The organism is Flavobacteriales bacterium, from assembly GCA_016716605.1.
Classification (GTDB): Bacteria; Bacteroidota; Bacteroidia; order Flavobacteriales_F; family PHOS-HE28; genus PHOS-HE28.
This window is the reverse complement of the sequence record JADJWA010000002.1, coordinates 381,320-401,536: the sequence shown is the minus strand read 5'-3', so window position 1 is coordinate 401,536 and position 20,217 is coordinate 381,320. Positions and strand designations below refer to the sequence as shown.

The following is a 20,217-nucleotide window of genomic DNA, read 5'->3' as shown; positions in this document are numbered from 1 at the left end:
AACAGCCCAACTCCCTCATGACCAAGCACATCGGAAAGGTCGTCCAGGTCATCGGACCAGTGGTCGACGTACGCTTCGAGAGCGGTAACGACCTGCCCAACATCTACGACGCCCTCCACATCACCCGTCCGGATGGCACCACCTTGGTGCTGGAGACCCAGCAGCTCACCGGTGAGGACACCGTGCGCGCCATCTCCATGGAAAGCACTGATGGCCTAGCGCGTGGAACCGCCGTGGAAGGCATGGGACAGCCCATCGCCATGCCCATCGGTGATGCCATCAAGGGCCGGCTCTTCAATGTAACGGGCAATGCCATCGATGGCATGAAGCCACTGCCTCCCGGCAAGAGCTACCCCATCCACCGCGAGGCGCCGAAGTTCGAGGAACTGACCACGAGCGCCGAGATCCTCTTTACGGGTATCAAGGTGATTGATTTGATCGAGCCTTACGCGAAGGGAGGGAAGATCGGCCTGTTCGGCGGTGCCGGCGTGGGCAAGACCGTGCTTATCCAGGAGTTGATCAACAACATCGCGAAGGGCTACAGCGGCTACAGCGTGTTCGCCGGTGTGGGCGAGCGCACCCGCGAAGGGAACGACCTGCTCCGCGAGATGATCGAGGCGGGCATCATCAAGTATGGCGAAGAGTTCAAGCACAGCATGGAGCATGGCGGCTGGGACCTGTCCAAAGTGGACTACGCCCAGCTTGAGACCTCGCAGGCAACCTTCGTCTTCGGGCAGATGAACGAGCCTCCCGGCGCGCGTGCCCGTGTTGCGCTCAGCGGCCTCACCTTGGCCGAGTACTTCCGCGATGGTGATGAGCAGAGCGGCGGCCGCGACATCCTCTTCTTCGTGGACAACATCTTCCGCTTCACGCAGGCGGGTTCTGAAGTATCCGCGCTCCTCGGCCGAATGCCGAGCGCCGTGGGTTACCAGCCCACCCTGGCCACCGAGATGGGCGCCATGCAGGAGCGCATCACCTCCACCAAGCGCGGCTCCATCACCAGCGTGCAGGCCGTGTATGTGCCAGCGGATGATTTGACCGATCCCGCGCCGGCCACCACGTTCGCGCACTTGGATGCCACCACCGTGCTCAGCCGGAAGATCGCCGAGCTCGGCATCTACCCCTCGGTGGATCCACTCGACAGCACCAGCCGCATCCTCACCCCGGCCATCGTGGGGGATGAGCATTACGACTGCGCCCAGCGCGTGAAGGCCATCCTTCAGCGCTACAAGGAGCTGAAGGACATCATCGCCATCCTGGGCATGGATGAACTGAGCGAGGATGACAAGCAGAGCGTGTACCGCGCACGGAAAGTGCAGCGCTTCCTCAGCCAGCCCTTCTTCGTGGCCGAGCAGTTCACGGGCCTCAAGGGCGTGATGGTGCCCATCGAGGAGACCATCAAGGGCTTCAACATGATCCTGGACGGCGCGATGGACGAATATCCCGAAGCCGCCTTCAACCTGAAGGGCAGCATCGACGACGTGATCGCCGCAGGCAAGAAGCTGATGGCGGAAACGGCAAAGGCGTAATGCGGGTTGAGGGTTGGAGGTTGACACAGGTTGTGGGTTGAATCCCCATCGCCACACGCCCAACCCCCAACCCAACAACCTTCAACCCCCAACTGGCACCTGAAATGAAAGTAGAGATCATCACCCCGGACAAATCGCTCTTCAAGGGCGAGGCCAGCTACGTGGGCATTCCCGGCGTGGACGGCGGCATGGGCTTCCTGAACAACCACGCACCCTTGATCACGGTGCTGAAAGCCGGAGACGTGACGGTGAAGACTGCCGAAGGGGAGAAGTCCTTTCCCGTGAAGGGCGGCGTGGTGGAAGTGATGAACAATACCGTTCTGGTGCTCGCCGAGTGATCCTTTCTTGAACGTACGATGGTGGTGCTGGCGGAGTAAAACTCAGTCGAGCGCTATCATTCAGAAGGGCGTCCGAGAGGGCGCCTTTCGCTTTAGCAGCACCGACCTTCGCGCGCCCATGTCCAGGATCCTTCTCGCTTCATTGCTGTCCGCGCTGGTTTTGTGCAGTCGCGCCCAGCAGGTGGAAGTGGCGCGCTACGACCTGGATCAAGGTCTCCCGCAGAGCATGGTGAACCATGTGGTGCAGGACAGCTTGGGCTTCATCTGGTTCGGTACCGGCGATGGATTGGCGCGTTTCGATGGCACGCGCATGGTGCAGTTCAAGTGCGATCTGCGCGATAGCACCACATTGGGGAATAACTCCATCTGGGGGCTTCTGCCCATGCCGCACGGCGATCTGCTTGTGGGCACACGCACAGGGCTTGATCGCTACGATGCCAGAACCGGACGCTTTCAACGCGTGCGCACCGGTGTTGAGCCCGATGGCTGCTGGTGGCCGGTGCATGCCGATGAACGAGGCCAGCTGCTCTATTCGCCCTTGTCGATGAGCTTTCTGCAGTTGAATGCGGAAGTCGCCAAGGCTTGGCCAACAGGCCATGCCCCTTCCTATGCCATGCATGCAGATGGTTCAGGGAAGGTTGTCTACCATGTTCATCCTGACACGCTGATCGAACTGGATCCGTTGGGCCGGGCAGGATCGATCGCGATACTGCCTCACGCAGTGAACGGCAAGGTCACCGACTTGCTACCGATGGACACACACACCCTGATCCTCACCGATGAGGGCGCGTGGCTGGTCGGTCAAGGCGAGTGTGTTCCGGTGCCCGGTGAAGCCGGTGACCGTTTGCGCGAAGCGCATGGCTTGAAACATGCCGCGCTGGCGCCGGACGGCGCCCTTTGGGTCTCTGTGGACGGCATGGGCGTCATGGTGGTGGACGATACGTGGCGCATCACCGCATTCTATCCGCTGCTCCCGGCAGATGAGCGCCCCCTGCACATCACCACCATCACGTTCGATCGGCAGGGCAACACCTGGATCGGCACCGATGGCAAGGGCGTATTCCGGATTGCACCGCAGCGCATCAAGTTCGGCAGGTGCATGCCAGGCGTGCAACAGGGTTGGTCGCCTCCATCGTGGTTCACCAAGGCGTTCGCACAATGGGACAGCATGCGTGTGCTGGTTACGTTCCACCAAGGCGGAGCCGCCCTGTTCGATGAGCGCACTGGAAGGCTCGCACCGTTGGACGTAGCAGCGCTCATCGGCGGGCCGCTGCCGGACAACAACATCGCCCAGATGGTCAACGATGCGGATGGGCATGTGTGGATGAAGGTGGGTCTTGAAATCCTCGTGCTGGATGCTTCCGTGCCCCGCGTGCTTGACCGCATGCCAGTGGCGGGAGGCGCAACGTTCGTGACGGATCCTGGCGGCGGTTTGATGCTGGTCCATTATCCGAGGATGGACATGGTCTCCATCGCGAATGGCCGAATCCAATTTGCATCCAGGTCCTTCTCCGCATTCCAGGAATACATCGGCGATGGCTCCTTCATGCCCACACGCTTTGCGCTGGATCGCACGGGACAGCTTTGGTCGAGCTTTCTCAATGAAGGCATCAGGGTTTGGGGCGCCGATGATGAACGGCGACTTGGCAGCGGTTGGGAAGTGACGCGGGGCGTCGCCCTCAACCTGGTGAACATGGTGCAGAAGGACGATCGATTGCTCATGACCACTGACCATGGCTTGCTCGAGATCAATCCGGAGACGCGCGACCTCCTTCGATTGCGCACCCAGAAGGACGGATTGCCGAACGACTACCTCTATGGCCTGCTGGAGGATGATGCGGGCCAATGGTGGATCAGCAGCAACAACGGCCTTACGCGCGCCAGCGGCGAACGCTTGCGCAACTACACCACAGCCGATGGATCGCAGAGCAAGGAGTTCAACAGCAAGGCCTGGTTCCGTTCGCGAAGCGGCCGCTTCTACTTCGGCGGCGTGAACGGTTTCAACCATTTCCTACCCGGGCAGGTGCTGGACGATCCGGATCGCCCGATCGTTCGCCTGGTGCGCATGTGGACCAACGCGGGCGATCTCGACCTCCCGCATGGTGAAAGGAACCAGGTGCTCGAACTTCCCTATCCGCGCAACGAACTGCATCTGGACCTGGCCGTGCTGGAGTTCAGCGCATCGGAACGGAACGCGTACAAGTGGCGGCTGCGTGGGTACCACGACGATTGGATCATAGCCGCTGCCGCCACACCGATCCAATTGAACAACGTGCCGGGCGGGAACTTCATGCTGGAAGTGATCGGCATCAATGGCGACGGAACGGAAAGCGGCTTGGAGGAAATGCTACGCATCACTGTGGTGCGGCCGTTCTGGACGCGCAACTGGTTCATTGCTTTCGTTATCACGGTGTTCATCGTGCTCATTGCGTGGTTCTGGGCGCGCGCTTACCGTCGCAGGATGCAGCGAATGCTGGAGGATGCCGAGCGCGAAATGAAGGACTTGCGCATGCGCACCCAACTGGCCAAGGACATCCACGATGACGTGGGTAGCGGCCTGGCGCGCATGGCTGCGCTATCGCGGTCGCCCAAGCGGCATACGGACAGCGATGCACGCTTCGAGAAGCTGAGTGACATCAGCGGAGAGCTGCTGGAAAACCTGCGTGATGTGGTCTGGATCAACGATCCGCGCCACGGCACGCTCGATGCGCTGCTGCGCCGCATGCGGGAATACGCGAACGATCTTTTCGAGGATAGCGGTGCCAGGGTGACGTGCGACTTCCCGGACCCGCTTCCGGCGCGCACCTTGGGTGGCGCATTCCGCCGGAATCTCTTCCTCATCGCCAAGGAGGCCCTGCACAATGCCCGCAAGTACAGCGGCGCAAGGAACATCGTGCTGCGCTGGCGAGAGGATGGCCCATCCTACACCTTCGAGGTCATCGATGATGGCCTTGGGATCGCATCGGACGTTCCCCAGGGCAGCGGGCACGGCTCCGTGAACATGCGACAGCGGGCTGAGGAAATGAACGCTGCTTACGAACGTATCGCCACGCCGGGCGGCGGGACCACCGTCCGCGTGCATGGCCGAACTTTGCCCCATGATTGAGTTGAAGAGGATCCGTGTGGGGATCGTGGAGGACGATGGCATCCTCCGGGAGGCTCTCTCCGATGCCTTGGAGGTGGATCCCAGCATGGAGATGTGCGGTGCTTATGCAAGCGCTGAGGATTTCCTCGATCAACTCATGCACACAAGCCCCGATGTGGTGATCATGGACCTGAACCTGCCCGGCATCAACGGCATCGAATGCACGCGCCGCGCGAAGGAACTACGACCCTTGCTCCAGGTGCTCGTTTGCACGGTGCAGGACGATGACGACAGTCTATTCAATGCGCTGTGCGCCGGAGCAACCGGGTACCTGTTGAAGGACGCGCGCCCCAACGAGGTGGTCCATGCTGTGAAGACCCTATCTGGCGGTGGTTCGCCCATGAGCCCAGGCATCGCGCGTCGTGTCCTCGCCAGCTTCAGCGCACCGCGGAAACAGGTCAAGGAAATGGAACTCCTGAGCGAGCGAGAACGTGAAGTGCTGGAACAGCTCGCCAAGGGCCACCGCTACAAGGAGATCGCCGATGGCCTCAACCTGAGCATCGAGACGGTGCGCACGCATATCCGCAACCTCTACGACAAATTGCAGGTGAGCTCGCGCACCGATGCGCTGAATAAGCTCTATCCACGCTAGACAGGGACGGTTCCACATGAAAGTGGTATTGCCGACGGCGCGCGGCGAGACCACCTTGCGCCGTGCTCCGAATGGAACAAGCACCCCTTGTACCATGGCGATCACTCCGCGCGCCCAACTGAGCGCGATTCCCCTTCTTGTCCTGCTTGCCACCGCATGCGCGCCCAAAGCGCAGGCGCAGCGCACCGCATTCGTGTACGATCCCACGAAATACATCCTGGTCGATGACAAGATGTTCCGTGGGGGAATCGGTTATGCCGCCTTCGGCATCAGCGACGTGGACACCCTCCAGGATCGTCTGGGGCAAGGGCTCCATACGCGCATAGAGTGCCGGCTCGTCTCCAGGATCCTCGACCGCGATGAAGGCTTCGTGATCGCTGACGCGTTCTTCCTGGAACTCACGCTGGGACGCATGAGCAGTGAGCCGCTCGCGTACTACATCGATCCAGAATCGCGCTTCAGCGTGAACATGCAGTTCGGCTATTCCTTCCTCGCAGGCTACAGCGCCGAACGCTACGGTGTGCTCGCAGGTAAGAGCTTCAATTGGTCTTCGGCATCAGTGGGCGGCACCTCGTTGCCCGGCGTGGATCTGTTCACGAGCACCGGGCCTTGGATGATGCGTGCGGAATTCCGGCCCGCCTTCTCCAACGAGTTCCGGATCATGCTCACGGGCTGGGACAACTTCAACGACGAGCGCCGCGATCAGGGCTTTCGCGTGGACATCCCCTTCCTGCCCAAGCGGCGCTTCTTCCTCACCTACGAGTACGGCCGGCGTAGCAGCGACGTGAGCTACGCCACCTTCGACAACGACCAGTATGCGCCGGGGTTCTTCACCCAGCACCTCTTCGGAATACGCTTCGGCTCGATCTACTGACCGCTTCCACGGCGAGGTCGCGCTGGTCAGCGTGGTTTCACATCAAAGTGGTATTGCCAACGGGCACATGTCAGGGAACCTTCGCGGGCATCATCGCTCAACCCTCCTTCATGCGCTTCCCGACCCTTCTTCCTCTGCTCATTCCCACGCTCCTCTTCGGACAGAAGGAGTTCCCCAAGGTGTGGGAGACCAAGTTCACCGTTGACCCCAAATGGAACGCCGTTTCACCCGATGCGGCGTACGTGATCGCCGGCGATATGACCGAGGTCGAGATGCTTGACGGAACCAACGGCACGGTCCTATGGAAGTACAACTTCAAGGAGAAGCACGGGGTGAAGAAGTGCGAGAACTGGCGCACGGACCACGAAAGTGAGACCGTTGAAGTGACCACCCAGAAAACCAACAAGGACCCCATCGAGACCGTCTATCTGGACTATCGCACCGGGCAGGTGGTGAATGCGAGCCAAGTGGCCGCGCGCACCAAGGAGAGAAAGACGAAGGCCCCGAAGAACAAGGGGCCCAGGCGCACCAGCCAGAGCAGCTGCTACGATGAGGCCAGCAGTACCACCATCGAACTCGGTTATGATGCAAAGCGCATCATGAGCGCCAAAGGCGGAACGGACCTCAACATCACCTTGGAGGCTTCCGGTGGTCACACCTGGAAGGCGAATTTCACCGGACGCGTGGTGCGCCACCTCACCAATGATTATCTGCCAGCCGATGATGGCGAGGTGATACTGAGCATCTCCTGTGGTCACGGCCGAGCATTCGTGGTAACGACAAGCCAGCGCCCGGCGATGCCGGCACCGGGGCCGCCACCCGGGCATACCGGGGACATGGAACTGCCGACAACTTCAAGAAAGGCGAGTGCAACATCCTGAGCAGCGGCGGTCCGGCTTATGCCTGCGGGGAAAAGAACTGTACATCTTCGAGGCGTCCACGGGCAAATGCTGAAGCAGGGCGAGTACAACGCGAAGGCCATCGGCAAGGCGAAAGGCTCTCTACCCGCATGATGCGTTCATGGTGGAAGGGGAGGGGGCATCGCCCAGCTGGATGCTGACCTTGAACTCGAAGTGCGCCACGAACACCGGCCTGTGCCTGCTCACCGAGATGCGCGGCGATGCCTTCATCGTGTGGACCGGCAAGAAGCCCGACGACCGCAATGAGTTCATCCGCTTCGACCCCGCCACGGTCATCAGGGCAAGCTCGAGGGCTGCTACCGCCCGCGGTTCGATACCACCGGTGACCGCTTCGTGCGCTTCGACAACTGAAGGTGATGATGTACTGGACGAACTGATTTGCCCTCGCCTCATGAGGAAGCGGGCGCGAAGGCTACAAATCGAACGCAGCATGAACATGACTCGCGCGCTGTGCCTTACCGCCTCGGCTTACCACTGGCCTTCTGCCGCACGCCCAGTGTGGGCGCCGCTTTCGGGCCCCGCGGATACCATTACGGCCCACGCCCGAATGGGCCGACCACCAGCAGCATGGTCAGGACGACGCTGGCAACCCCGGTGATGGTTTTCCGCGACCCCAGTCAGAGTCTATCGCACTTACGGTGAAGCGCTGGGAACTGGTTCGCGCAAAACCGTGGGCAGCCCTGATTCTCAGCTGGCATGGTAACCGAGCACAGCATCGCCTCCCCGATGGGCATCCGATGGTGGCCCATCTGGACCATACCGTCTCGCAACGTCTCACTGTGCAAAGCTGGAATGGCAGCGCCCGGCAAGTGGTTGGGGCGGTGGGCATCACTGCCACACAGGTGGCCAAACGAGCTTAGTTGTCGGCGACGATGGCCCGCCCGTGGCCTTCGCGGATTATGGTGCGTCGGGCCGCTTCACTGTGCTGCGCTGAGCGGTGCGGTATGGCAACCTGTCCGTCCTAGCGCTTTCACAACTCGGGGGCCTAGGCCCGCCCGCGCTTGGGATGCAGAGCCCGCGTGTTGTAGTATCGTGATGCGGCCTCGTATCTCCTGTTCGGCGATGGAACGGCAGCCCCTATCGGCGGTGGGCGGTAGCCGCTTCACCGGACCGCGTTCGCATCAAACCCGGGCATGGACTTGACCAGCGCGGGCGAGCCGTGTGGTGGGTGGGGATGGCAGCATGGCGGCGGCCTCTCTGTGCAGCGTTGGAATGGGAGCGCATGGGTTCCGGTGGGCACGCTGGGCTTCACTCCCAGCTCCGCGAATCAAGTGGCGCTGGCGCTCAACGACTTGGATCTACCTACGGTGGCTTATGCGATGTCGCCTTAAGCGACCGCGTCACCGTGCAGCGCTGGGGACGGCTCCACCTGGCAGGGCATCGGCACCGTGGGCATCTCGGCCAGTGTCGACCGGCCCGTGCATGGGCCTTACGCCCACCGGGCATCCCGGTGGTGAGCTACCTCGACAACGGACTTGGCAACAAGGCGATGGCGCAACGCTGGAATGGCAGCGCATGGGTGCCCTACTGATCTCCCATCTCCTGGGCACTGATCACTGCGACCGCTGTTGGTCCGGACGGCAATCCTGGGTGTACATGATCGTTGCACAACAACCGCACCATTGTGAAGCGCTGGAACGGCAGTTCTTCGGCTCGGCGACCCCGCGCTTGCGCCAACGAGAGCGTCTATTACCATGGCATCGCCATCGCCCCCAATGTCGAAACGACGATCGCGTATCGCCTTCCAGCATCCGGGAACCGCGCGCAAGTGCAGCGTTGGAACGGGGACGGCGTGGGAGACCGTAGGCACACTGAATCTCCGTGGGGAAAGTCGAATACACCACGCTCTGTCATGACATCCGATGCGCGACCAGTAGTGGCCTTCCGGACGATGGGCTCAGCGTTGCTCGGTGCTCCGCTGGAATGGCAGCGCGTGTCGCGTTGGGGGGCACGGGCTTCACCAGCGGCCCCATCTTCGACCTCGCCATGGCCCTGAATGCGGCGGGCGACCCCGTGGTGGCTTACCGTGATGTGGCGACCCAAACAGTTGTCGCGCAGCGCTGGAACGGATCCAGCTGGACCATGCTCGGCGGCGGACCTCTTTCCGTGACCAATTCCAGTTCGCCCTCCGTCGCGATGGATGCCCAAGGCGATCCCGTGGTCGTTTTGATGCGTCGGCGGCAAGCCCACCGTGAAGCGCTGGAACGGCCTTGCATGGGAGCTCATGGATTGCCGGGCTTCACGGCCGTATTCGCGCAGCTGCCACAGCTCGTGCTCGGACGATGACGATGCGCCGACCGGCCATCACGATGGCGCTAACGGATTCTCAGCGCGAACGTATCAAGCGGAACGGGGCGGCGTGGGTGCCTGTTGGCGCCAGCGGTTTCACTTCGCCGCTGAGTTACGGTGTGGGACGCTAGTGGCCCGTAGCTCCACTGGTCGCCTCGTAGTCGCGTATCGCACCCGGGACTTTGGTGTGCGTGCTTACGATGAGACGATGCCTGACAGGTTCCGTCGCAGTGATCTGCGCAGGCGCCACGGTGGGAAGCGCCTTTACAGCGTCGAGGGTGCATTCAATCCGGGCAAGTGTTCACGGCGCAATCTGAGCGCTGCATCGGTAGCTTCGCGAGTCCCGCGGACATCGGCAGCGTGAATGCTAACCGCGAGAGGAAGTATCACCACCACGATTCCGCTTGGCCACCACCCGGCATCGCTTTTCGGTACGGGTTCGTGAGCGATCCGCTGCCTTTCAAGTGGAAGCGACAACGGAACCGACCTACTGTCGCCACGCCCGCAATGTGGTACGATGACGGATGGCGATGGACTGGCGACCCTGACACAGGCGTTGAAGCCCGCGCATCCGGGTCCGGCGGTTTGCGAACGAATGCCTCTCGACCCCTGCCCGCTGCTTGCGAACATGGAGCCCGGCGACGCCTGCGATGCCGGCCCGGCCTTCGTGCCGGTCGAGTTGGAGGCAGCTGGGTGATTGCGTTGTGTGGCCCGCACCACCGACTCCGACTTCGTGTACCAGCGGACGGCCTGGACCAGCTGACCCACGAGACGCACCCGTGTGGCGGCACCCCCATCCTCGGGTGCAGAGCGGCGGTTACCCGATCGGTAACGGCTGAGGCTACCCGCCCGCCCGACGGCTGCTTCTTCCGCGGTGGTGGAGGACGGCGGCTTCACGGCATCGTTGGCGGGGATGTTGCCGCGCATCAACAGCGCGCATCCCCGATTGACAACAGCTACGACAACTCCGGCAACGGCGGCTTCACCACAGCGGCCGTTCAGCCGTGTCGCCGGCGGCGAGGGCTTCGCTGTGGCACGGACGCGCTTCGATCTTCACCGGTGCGTCAAGCTCGACTGAGGACCACCCGCGGACAGCAGCAGGGTGTAGCGACAACGGTGCGGTACGCGACCGGTACAACGCCAACCTGCCACCAGCGGCTACCAGGCGTGGTGGTTCAAACCCAACGGCGGGTACAGCTCAAGACCCAGTACCACAGCATGGCCAACGGCCTTCCGGCGAGCGCCACGCGGCTGCCACTTCAAGCTCAACAGCTGGGCGGCAACCAGCCGCAAGAGGCGGTGTACAACGCGAAGGTGCGCGATCCTGAACAACCATTTCGCCACTGCCGTCTGGGGCCCTGCGTGCCGTGCTGGTGGACAACACCGCAGCGATTGCCCGCGCACGAAGCTCAACGACATCCCGGGCGACCCCTTCTTCAGCTGCGGTGGCGCGCGGACCACCGGGAACAACGTTGGTCCATGCCCGCGCGGTGCGCCGCCGGATGGCGCCCGGTTGTACTTTGGAGAACGCGAAGCGCTACCAGTTCCGCTTCCGCTCGGACAACAACAACCCGGTGTACACGGTGGTAAGACGGCCAACACCCACTTTCGTGAACACCACGGGCCTCGGTCTGCGCTTGACGATTGACGTAGAGCTTCGAGACCAGCGGCAAATTTTCAACCGGTGCGCCCTCAACGCTTCCCCATGGGCGATGTATTGCTGACATCTCCGCCCGCCCGTCAACGCGGCAACCAGAACATGGTTGATGATGCTTCGACAGGCCCAGCACAACTGCGCATGTACCCGACCCAACCGCGGCGACCAGCTGATGCTGAGCTCAGTCGGTGGAGGAGGGCGTGCAAACGGTGAGCGTGACATCCCGGATGCTCGCGCGCGAAAGGCAAGTACGCATCGCCACCCGTGTGGCGGCTTCCTCAACACGGTGCTTCAACCAAAGATCAGAACTGGCCGCTGGCATGTACATGGTGAACATCACCGCTGGCGAGCAGGTGTACGAGCGCTCCGGGCGATCCAGCCGTAAGGCAGCAACGACGAATCAATGCGAAGGCCCCGGGCTGGCCTTCTGCGTTCCGCTCAGTGATATAGGACAACAATCGTCACGCAACATCCAAGGCAACCGTGGTGAACGGCGATGAAACAGGAATGTCCTACACGACTTCATCAGGACGACCCTGCGCGTGGCCGTGTCGTGTGGCCGGGATAGCCTAATCATCAACCCGCCTAAATCACCTCGAACTCGAAGCCCGACGGCCTTGGGGTTCGTCATCCGACCAGGTATTTCGGATGACGATCCTCCACGGGTAACGAGTTCGCCCTCCATCAAGCGGACGGAACGAATCACGCGGCCTTATGGTCGACGATGTCCGCCGATGCCGCTGACCGAGCAAGCACCAGCGTGTGGGTCACTTCTGCATTGCTCTCCAGTTCCGCCCTGCGTCAAGGCAGGCGAATCGACCGAGGTCGCGATCGCAGAACGATCCACTCATCCAACTCGATGTAAACCGATGGGCTCCAATATGCGGCCTGGGATACGCGGGTCATCCGGGTTCACCCATTCCGCTTGGAAGAGCGTGGCGGGTTATCCAATTCAACGCCTTGGGCGACCACCACACCCGACTCCATTGCAAGCAGGTAGTGCCGCTTTCGGGGTGCTATCCGGTCGCAGGGGCTGGAGCTGAAGCGGCCTGCACCAGCACACTGGTGGGCAGCATTCGTGCTGCCCGGCCCGGGAGCTCAGATTCGCCGGCGGGGTTATGGCGAAGCGCCGTTTCCTCGTGTTCCTCCGGGGCGAACGCCGTATTCCGCTTGATACGGGTACTGCCCATTCTGTCAATTGGCGGCACCAGGATGTCCACGCACCGATGTTAACATCTTGCCGGCATCCGGATTATCGGGCGACAGGCCCGGGCCCACCCATACCGCCGCGTGGTTGAAGAAGAGCCTCGATCCGTGGGACCGCCCGTCATACCCGTGGGTTGCCCCAGCGATAAAGCGGGTCCCCGCTTTTTGCCGGAATTAAAAGCCACACTGGTAGTGCCGCCGCTTCTGGCCGTAGTGGTGCTACGAATGATCTTATCTCGTTCAGGAAGGGCACGCTGAGTACCATCCGGTCAGTTGTAATCGATTGAATTCGTGCGGAGCCAATCCGGATTCGGAAAAGGCACGGAGAGCGAATTCGGATGCTCCGCAACCACGCCGAAATTCTCAGCCGCAGGATTGAAGTTTCGCACCAGATGGTCCCACACGTGCCACGCCCACACGACCGTCCCCCCTGTGGGGCAGGCCATCGGGTTGCACCTCAATCACCTTATCAGGCCAGGGTCCTGTACCCGGAACCCGGTGGTATCCATCCCGGCATCCCACGCTTCTTGAATGGTCTTCAGTTCCTGCCACCAGCGGCACATTGCCGTTGGGCAGCACTTCTCCACGTCGTGGTGGATGCACCTGCTGCCGGAATCCCACTTCACGAGTGGACCGTGTTGCTTCCAGTCCTTCCACTGCACGAACGCGCCGGTGCCTCAGGCCGTGAAGAACGGATTGCCGCCCGAATTGCTCACATAGTGCGCACGAGGCCCCGTCGCGGCCACTGTAGCGCATCCATTGCCCGGCACGGAAAGCGTCATCCGGCCACGAATGCACCACCCCGGCCGCACGTGCTGAGCATGAACACCGTGCCCCAGGTCTGGGTAGACTGGTCGCCAGCCTTCTGCCATATCCGGAAGCCGAGTAACTCAGGAGGCCGGACCGTGTTCTGCGCCAGGCCTGCACCCGACAGCAGAAAGTCAAAGTAACCGATAACTTGAAGAGTCCGTGATCTTCGCATCTTCATGTGCGTTGGTTTTAAGAGGAGGTGAGCCAATTGCTGTAAGGATACAGAACGCTGTCGGATGCGTGGGCCTCGAAAACCACACGGGCCGTGTACGTTCGGGATTTCACGCGTGGTCGAATTGTCGAAACAACACGACTCGGCGAACGAGCTGGTGGAAGCTTGCTGTGGCTTCCATTAGCCTAGCTGCGATGGCGCCATCAGCGTCAGCGCAGTTCGTCATCATCGGCGGCGATGGCATCACCACGAATGGTACCGGTGCCGATCCCGTCTGCGATTACTTCAATTACATCCGGTACCAGACGGTGTATACGGCTTCGGAGCTGAGCCTGGCTGGTATGCCTTCCGGAGCGACCATTACCGCTCTTGGTTGGTCCGTCTCCGAGGACAACGGCCCTGCATTCCCGAGCTACACTGTTCGATTGGGCCATACTGCCGCCACCAATGCGGCTGCGCACATCGCCGACGCGCTGACCACCGTGTTCGGTCCAGCGAGTGTTGATTGGACTGTGCAAGCACTGGGAAGCCACCAGATGGTGACCTTCTCGAGCTCATTCGTTTGGGACGGCGTGAGCAACATCGTGGTGGATATCTGCCACAACAACTCGATGGCTTTCGCAAGTCCTTATGGTGGTGTGCGTGCGGCCACCCTCACCAACGGCGGTCGTTTCATTCGCGCCGATGGTGGGAGCAGCCTGTGCGGTTCTGCCACCACGAACACTGTTGGCAACCGCCCGCAGGTGCGCTTCAACTATACCGGTTCCCCTTGTGCGGGTGACCCGGATCCTGGGAATACAGAGGCAAGTGCCAATCCTGTTTGCAGCGGCGCGCCGCTCACCCTCTCCTTGCAGAACGCCACCACGGGATCCGGCGTGAGCTACCAGTGGTACGTAAGCACCGTAAGCGCGGGAGGGCCTTGGACCCCCGTTGGCACCAACTCCGCCACCTTCGCGACCACGCAGACCGCTCAGAGCTGGTACTACTGCAACGTAACCTGCAGCACCGGCCCGGATGACACGGATAGCAATCCTGTGGAGGTGAACATGGATGTGCTCGCTAACTGCTATTGCACGCCCACTTACACCTTCGGTAAGACCGATGGTGACCTGATTAGCAATGCAGTGATTGTAGGTACCACCCTGGCCAACAACACGGGTACTTCACCTACCAACCCGGCCTACACATACTTCAACACATTGCCCAACCACACCGCCAACCTGCAGGCTGGTACCAGCTACCAGATCCAGGTGACCGTGGGTACCTTCGGCAGCCAGAACGTGGCCGTTTGGATCGACTTCAACGAGAACGGTTTGTTCGAGACCCCCAGCGAACGTGTGGGCTTCACCACCACATCCATCGGCTCTGGTGGAACCGGCACCTTCACGCTCAGCTTGCCCTGCAACCCCACTCCTGGCGTGAAGCGCATGCGCATCCGCGATGTGTGGAACACGGCCGGCAACCTGATCGATCCGTGCATCAACTACGGCTATGGCGAGACCGAGGACTACGATGTGACCATCGATCCTCCACCTGCGTGTCCCTCTCCGAGCAGCTTGGTTGCCAGCAGCCCTACTGCGAACAGCGTGACTTTGAACTGGAACATCGGTTGCACCGAGACCGCTTGGGAAGTTGAATACGGAGCGCCCGGTTTCGCTCTGGGCACCGGTACCGTGGTTCCTGCGGGCACCAACGTGGCCTTTGTGCTGGGTGGTTTGGCAAGCACCACGGCCTACGAGGCTTATGTGCGCGCCGATTGCGGTGTGGACGGTGTGAGCGGCTCGCTCGGACCGGTGAGCTTCACCACGCTTGCGCCTCCGCCTGCTAATGACGACTGCGCTAATGCTACACCATTGACCGTGGGCTATAGCTGCAACCCCCTGAGCACGAACAATACTGCTGCGACGCAGAGCATTGCCCCCCTCACCTGCAATTTCTTCACCAGCTCCAGTGCGCTCGACGTCTGGTTCAGCTTCGTGGCCACAGGCTCGGCGAACCGTGTCACGGTGTCTGGCGGTCCCGGCTTCGATGCAATCATCGACGTACGCAGCGGTGCATGCGACGGCACCAACATCGGCTGTGCTGATGCAACGGTTGGCGGTGGTGTTGAAGTGGTGAGCCTCACCGGCCTCACCGAAAGCGATACCTACTACGTGCGCGTTTACGGATGGGCTGGCGGAACCGGCAACTTCTCCATCTGCGTGCAGCAGCCTGACTGCGACGGCAACTACGATGGTCCCGTGCTTCCGGGTACGGCATGCGACGACGGTGATAGCCAAACGGCCATCGACTACATCGATGGCAACTGCGTGTGCGAAGGCGTTGCCTGCACCACCGACCTCGACTTCGTGTACCAGGCCGATGGCAATGACGACCTGACCTGGGTGATCTACGAGCAGGGCACCAACCTGATCGCCAAGTCTGGCGGCGGAGCGCTCCTGGGCAACGGCAGCGAGGCTACTTGCCTGCCTGATGGCTGCTTCTACCTCGTGGTAACCGACGGTGGCGGCGACGGCATCGTGGGCGGCGGCTACATGCTGAAGATCAACAGCAGCGTGCGCCTGATCGATAACCTCTACGGCACCTTCGGTGAAGGCGGCTTCACCAGCGGCGGCACCAGCACGATCGACAACAACGAGGGCTTCTGCCTGCCCGTTGGCACCGACCGCCTGATCGTGACCAGCTGCGACAAGGCCGATTGGAAGATCACGCCTTGCGGCGGCGAGTTCGTGGTGGCCAACGCCAACGCGGCCGTTAGCGCGCAGTACAACGTGAACAACGCCAACAGCGGCTACCAGATGTGGTGGTACAACCCCAATGGCGGCTACAGCTTCAAGCGCTTCCAGAGCCACAGCACCAACAACGGCTTGGCTGCAAGCGCCACCCGCGCCTGCCACTTCATGCTCAACGGATGGAGCGGCAACCAACTCGTGGAGGGCGGCTTCTACAACGTGAAGGTGCGCGGCCGTGTGAACGGCGTGTACAACCCCTGGGGACCTGCCTGCCGCCTGACGGTGAACAGCGCCGAGGCCCAGTGCCCCCGCACCAAGCTCATGGACCTGCCCAACAACCAGTACCTGAGCTGCGGACAGAGCCGCACCATTGCAGCAAACCAATACGTGCATGCCAAGCCCGTGAGCCGCTTGACCAATAGCTGCAACAAGCAGAGGGCCAACCGCTACCAGTTCCGCTTCCGCATCCCTGCAGAATTCGTCACCATCGTGAAGACCGCACCAGTGGGTTCGGGCAACTACTTCGTGAACACCCTGGGCCTTACCTGCGGCAAGACCTACGAGGTTGACGTTCGCGTGAGCTTCGATGGCGGCAGCACCTGGTGCCACAGCAGCGACCCTTACGGCGACGTATGCCTGCTCACCACCACGTGCAGCTTCGGCATGGCCGAGGAAGGCACGACCGGCACGGCAACCGAAGCCCGCGTGGCCATGTACCCCAACCCGAACCGTGGCGATCAGCTCTTCGTGAGCCTGAACGACCTGGAGGAGGGCGTGAGCGCTGTGAATGTTGACATCTACGATGCTTTCGGCAAGCGCGTGGCCCAGCGCACCATCGGTGTGCAGGACGGCTTCGTGAACACCACGATCGCCCTCAACGGCGAACTGGCCAACGGCATGTACATGGTGAGCATCGCGGCCGGCAGCGCGATCCACACCGAGCGCCTGGTGATCCAGAAGTAACCTGGGGCCTGACCCCGAACGAAACCCGCCCCCCGCACCCCCGGTCCAAAGACCGGGACGTGCGGGGGGCGGTGCTTTCGCACATAGGCTGGTGAGCGATCAATTCGAGGCCCATGCGTGTTCTAGGCGCCGAATGCGATCTTCGCAGCCGTCTTATGCGCGTGCGACACCTATTCGCCCTTTCAGCCGTGCTGGCAGCCCTTATCGGGCAGGCTCAATTCGCACCGTGCGACGTCTCGGTCGCGGTGACGGCGCCCACCTGCCCGGGACTTGCCGATGGGGCCATCACCGTGGTGACGCAAAGCGGCGGGCCATTCGTCTATCAGTGGGACCATGATGCCCTATTGACCGATGCAACGGCCAATAACCTGGGTGCTGGCATCTACTCGGTGCTGGTGATCGGCTTCGAGTGCGATACGCTCATCGATGTGGTCATCCTGGATCCCATCGTACCGCCCTTGGGCACGCTCGATGTCACCAACCTGAGCTGCGAAGGCGCGGATGATGGAGCCATCACCCTCTCCTTGAATCCGGGCGGGCCTTTCGTCTGGTTCTGGACGCATGACCCGGCCGAGACCAATACCACGATAACCGACCTTCCCATTGGCATCTATGGCGTGCTCATCGCTCCGCCGATCGGCTGCCCATCCTACATTGAGGCCACTCTGGGCAATCCCGATGTGGAGATCATCGGCGGTCCGCTGTCGTACTGCCCCAACGAGGCACCGCTGCTCAATATCGAATTGGTCTTCGGCTTCCAGCCGCATACGTATGTGTGGGGCACCGGTGAGACCACCGACAGTTTCCAGGTACTGCCCGGCACCAATGGCGCGATCTCGGTCACCGCCACGGACACGATCCTGAATTGCGTGGCGACGGCCTCAGTGGACGTGGTGGAATTGGTGCCGCCCTTCGCGGTGCCCCTCATGGTCGATACGGCCTGCCAGAACCTGGCCTTCATCGTGAACACGCTGGCTACCAACGCTGATTCGCTCGAATGGACCTGGGGCGGTTTCGGGCTGAGCAACGCGCGCGACCCCTTGATCACCTTCCCCGAACCGGGTTGGCAGCATGTGACCCTGCAGGCCTTCGACCTCACCGGTTGCGGAAACCTCCCTGTGCTCGATAGCATCTTCATCGTGGCGCAGACCCCGGCCATCTTCACCGCGCGCCAGATCCCCTGCACGCCCTTGGTTGAGATCACCCTCGGCAGCCTCACCGCCGATAGCTGCGCGTTCTACATCGGGGACAGCCTGGTGACCCACGATTGCACGGGCTATCTCCAATGGGACCATCGCCTCTACGACTATTACCCCTACACGCTGTACGCCACCCAGGCCAACGGCTGCAACGATACCACCACGGCCATCATCGATGTGCGCACCGAGCCCACGCTCTTCCTGGCGAATTCCTTCACGCCCAACAACGATGGGATCAACGACACGTGGCCGGTGCGCGTGGAGATACCTGAGCTCGGCTATGAGCTGCGCATGTTCAACCGCTGGGGCGAGTTGCTCTGGACCACCAATGATCCGCAAGCGCAATGGGACGCCAGCGGGATGCCGATGGGCGTGTACGTCTATACCATGAAGATGCGCGACCCGTGCTCCACCACGAACGAGATCGTCAAGCGGGGGCACGTCACGCTCTTCCGTTGACGCTGTGCTATAGGCTTCGGATCGCTTCCGTCAACCGGTCGAGGTCGTCGGTGGTGGTGTACACGTTGGGAGTCACCCGCACATGGTTGTACGCCGCCTCGATGCCCGGCACGCCTTCGCGCTCGATGGCCACGGTATGGATCTTCCACTTCGTGAAGAGCTGCTCGCTGATGGCCGTCGCCTTCCTGCCTTCGATGCCGAATACGCCGATGGCGCATCCGTGGCGCGGATCGGTTGAGGTCTTGAAGAAGATGCCCGGCACGTCGCGCACGCGCTCCATCCAGTAGTTCTTCAGGGAATGCAACCGCTCCTGCTTGCGCCGGGAGCCGATGAGCTCGTGCAGGTCGAGCGCATAGCCCGTGGCCATCTCTATGGGGAAGCTGCGCGTGCCGAGGCTCTCGAACTTGCGGATGTCGGTGCCCTGCGGCTTGTCGTTGCTGAGCAGCGGCCACACCTTGCCGATCTTCTCCTGCTTGATCCAGAGCAGGCCGTTGCCGAAGGGGGCGCAGAGCCATTTGTGCAGGCTGGTGCCCCAGTAGTCGGCGCCCAGGTCAGGGATGCGGTAGTCGAGCAGGGCGAAGGAGTGCGCGGCGTCCACGAGCACTTCGATTCCGCGCGCGTGGGCGGCGTCGGCGATCCGTCGCACCGGGAGCACTTGGCCGTTCCAGTTCACTACATGCGTGAGGTGGACGAGCTTGGTCTTCGGGGTGAAGCGCTTGATGAAGGCCTCGGCCATGGCGTCCTCGTCCTCGCTGGGGAGCTGCGGATAGGCGTGCACCAGCTTCACGCCATCGCGCAGGGCGCGCTGTTTCCAGGCATTGGCCATATTGGGGTAGTCGTGCGTGCTCACCACCACCTCATCACCGGCCTTCAAGGGCAACCCGAAGATCACCGTGTTGAGCGCCTCGGTGGCGTTGCGGCAGATCGCCAGCTCATCCGGTGGGCAGCCCGCCAGTCGGGCGAGGTTCATGCGGAGCGGCTCCCGGTCCTGGTCGAGGATGCGCCACATGAAGTAGCTGGGCGCTTCGTTGCACATGCGGTTGTAGTGATCGAGCGCTTCAATGGCTGCGCGTGGGGCCGGGCATACCCCGCCATTGTTGAGGTTGATGAGCGTAGGGCTGCAGGCGAATGCGGCCCTCACCTGCCGCCAGAACCCCTCTCCGTCGCCTAAGGGCGCGGTTCCTTGGTCGAATCCGGGGAAGGCGGCATCGAGCCGGTGATGCAGGGCGAGCCCGCCGAGCAGGGCGGCGCTCTGGCGGATGAAGCTGCGGCGGTCGGTCATGCACCGAATGTACCGGCTCGAGCTATGCGGATAACCTTGTTAGCATCGCG

Annotated in this window: 10 protein-coding genes; 9 read left to right on the top strand and 1 reads right to left on the bottom strand. The window is 62.0% G+C overall.

What is annotated here, in order from left to right; translation table 11 throughout:
- The first annotated feature begins 17 nt into the window (after window positions 1-17).
- From IPM12_16710 to IPM12_16670, 9 genes are all read left to right on the top strand, one after another.
- Window positions 18-1,529, top strand: coding sequence for a F0F1 ATP synthase subunit beta (locus tag IPM12_16710; GenBank protein MBK9149447.1), 1,512 nt, complete (start codon window positions 18-20; stop codon window positions 1,527-1,529).
- A gap of 104 nt (window positions 1,530-1,633) precedes the next feature.
- Window positions 1,634-1,867: an ATP synthase F1 subunit epsilon gene (atpC, locus tag IPM12_16705; GenBank protein MBK9149446.1), complete on the top strand. Its 234-nt coding sequence runs from the start codon at window positions 1,634-1,636 to the stop codon at window positions 1,865-1,867.
- 118 nt (window positions 1,868-1,985) lie between these two features.
- Window positions 1,986-4,973: a hypothetical protein gene (locus tag IPM12_16700; GenBank protein ID MBK9149445.1), complete on the top strand. Its 2,988-nt coding sequence runs from the start codon at window positions 1,986-1,988 to the stop codon at window positions 4,971-4,973.
- Window positions 4,966-5,604, top strand: coding sequence for a response regulator transcription factor (locus tag IPM12_16695; protein MBK9149444.1), 639 nt, complete (start codon window positions 4,966-4,968; stop codon window positions 5,602-5,604). The genes IPM12_16700 and IPM12_16695 overlap by 8 nt, the downstream gene beginning before the upstream one ends.
- A gap of 94 nt (window positions 5,605-5,698) precedes the next feature.
- Entirely contained in the window at window positions 5,699-6,478 is a 780-nt protein-coding gene (locus IPM12_16690; GenBank protein MBK9149443.1) for a hypothetical protein, read from the top strand.
- A 110-nt stretch (window positions 6,479-6,588) separates the two neighbouring features.
- Entirely contained in the window at window positions 6,589-7,359 is a 771-nt protein-coding gene (locus IPM12_16685; protein MBK9149442.1) for a hypothetical protein, read from the top strand.
- 1,962 nt (window positions 7,360-9,321) lie between these two features.
- Window positions 9,322-9,684, top strand: a complete 363-nt coding sequence (locus tag IPM12_16680; GenBank protein ID MBK9149441.1) for a hypothetical protein — start codon at window positions 9,322-9,324, stop codon at window positions 9,682-9,684.
- A 4,042-nt stretch (window positions 9,685-13,726) separates the two neighbouring features.
- Entirely contained in the window at window positions 13,727-17,227 is a 3,501-nt protein-coding gene (locus IPM12_16675) for a T9SS type A sorting domain-containing protein (protein ID MBK9149440.1), read from the top strand.
- 155 nt (window positions 17,228-17,382) lie between these two features.
- Window positions 17,383-18,885: a gliding motility-associated C-terminal domain-containing protein gene (locus tag IPM12_16670; protein ID MBK9149439.1), complete on the top strand. Its 1,503-nt coding sequence runs from the start codon at window positions 17,383-17,385 to the stop codon at window positions 18,883-18,885.
- Between the two features lie 7 nt (window positions 18,886-18,892).
- Here IPM12_16670 and IPM12_16665 read toward each other — a convergent pair whose 3' ends face one another.
- Window positions 18,893-20,167, bottom strand: coding sequence for an aminotransferase class V-fold PLP-dependent enzyme (locus IPM12_16665; protein MBK9149438.1), 1,275 nt, complete (start codon window positions 20,165-20,167; stop codon window positions 18,893-18,895).
- Window positions 20,168-20,217: the final 50 nt, after the last annotated feature.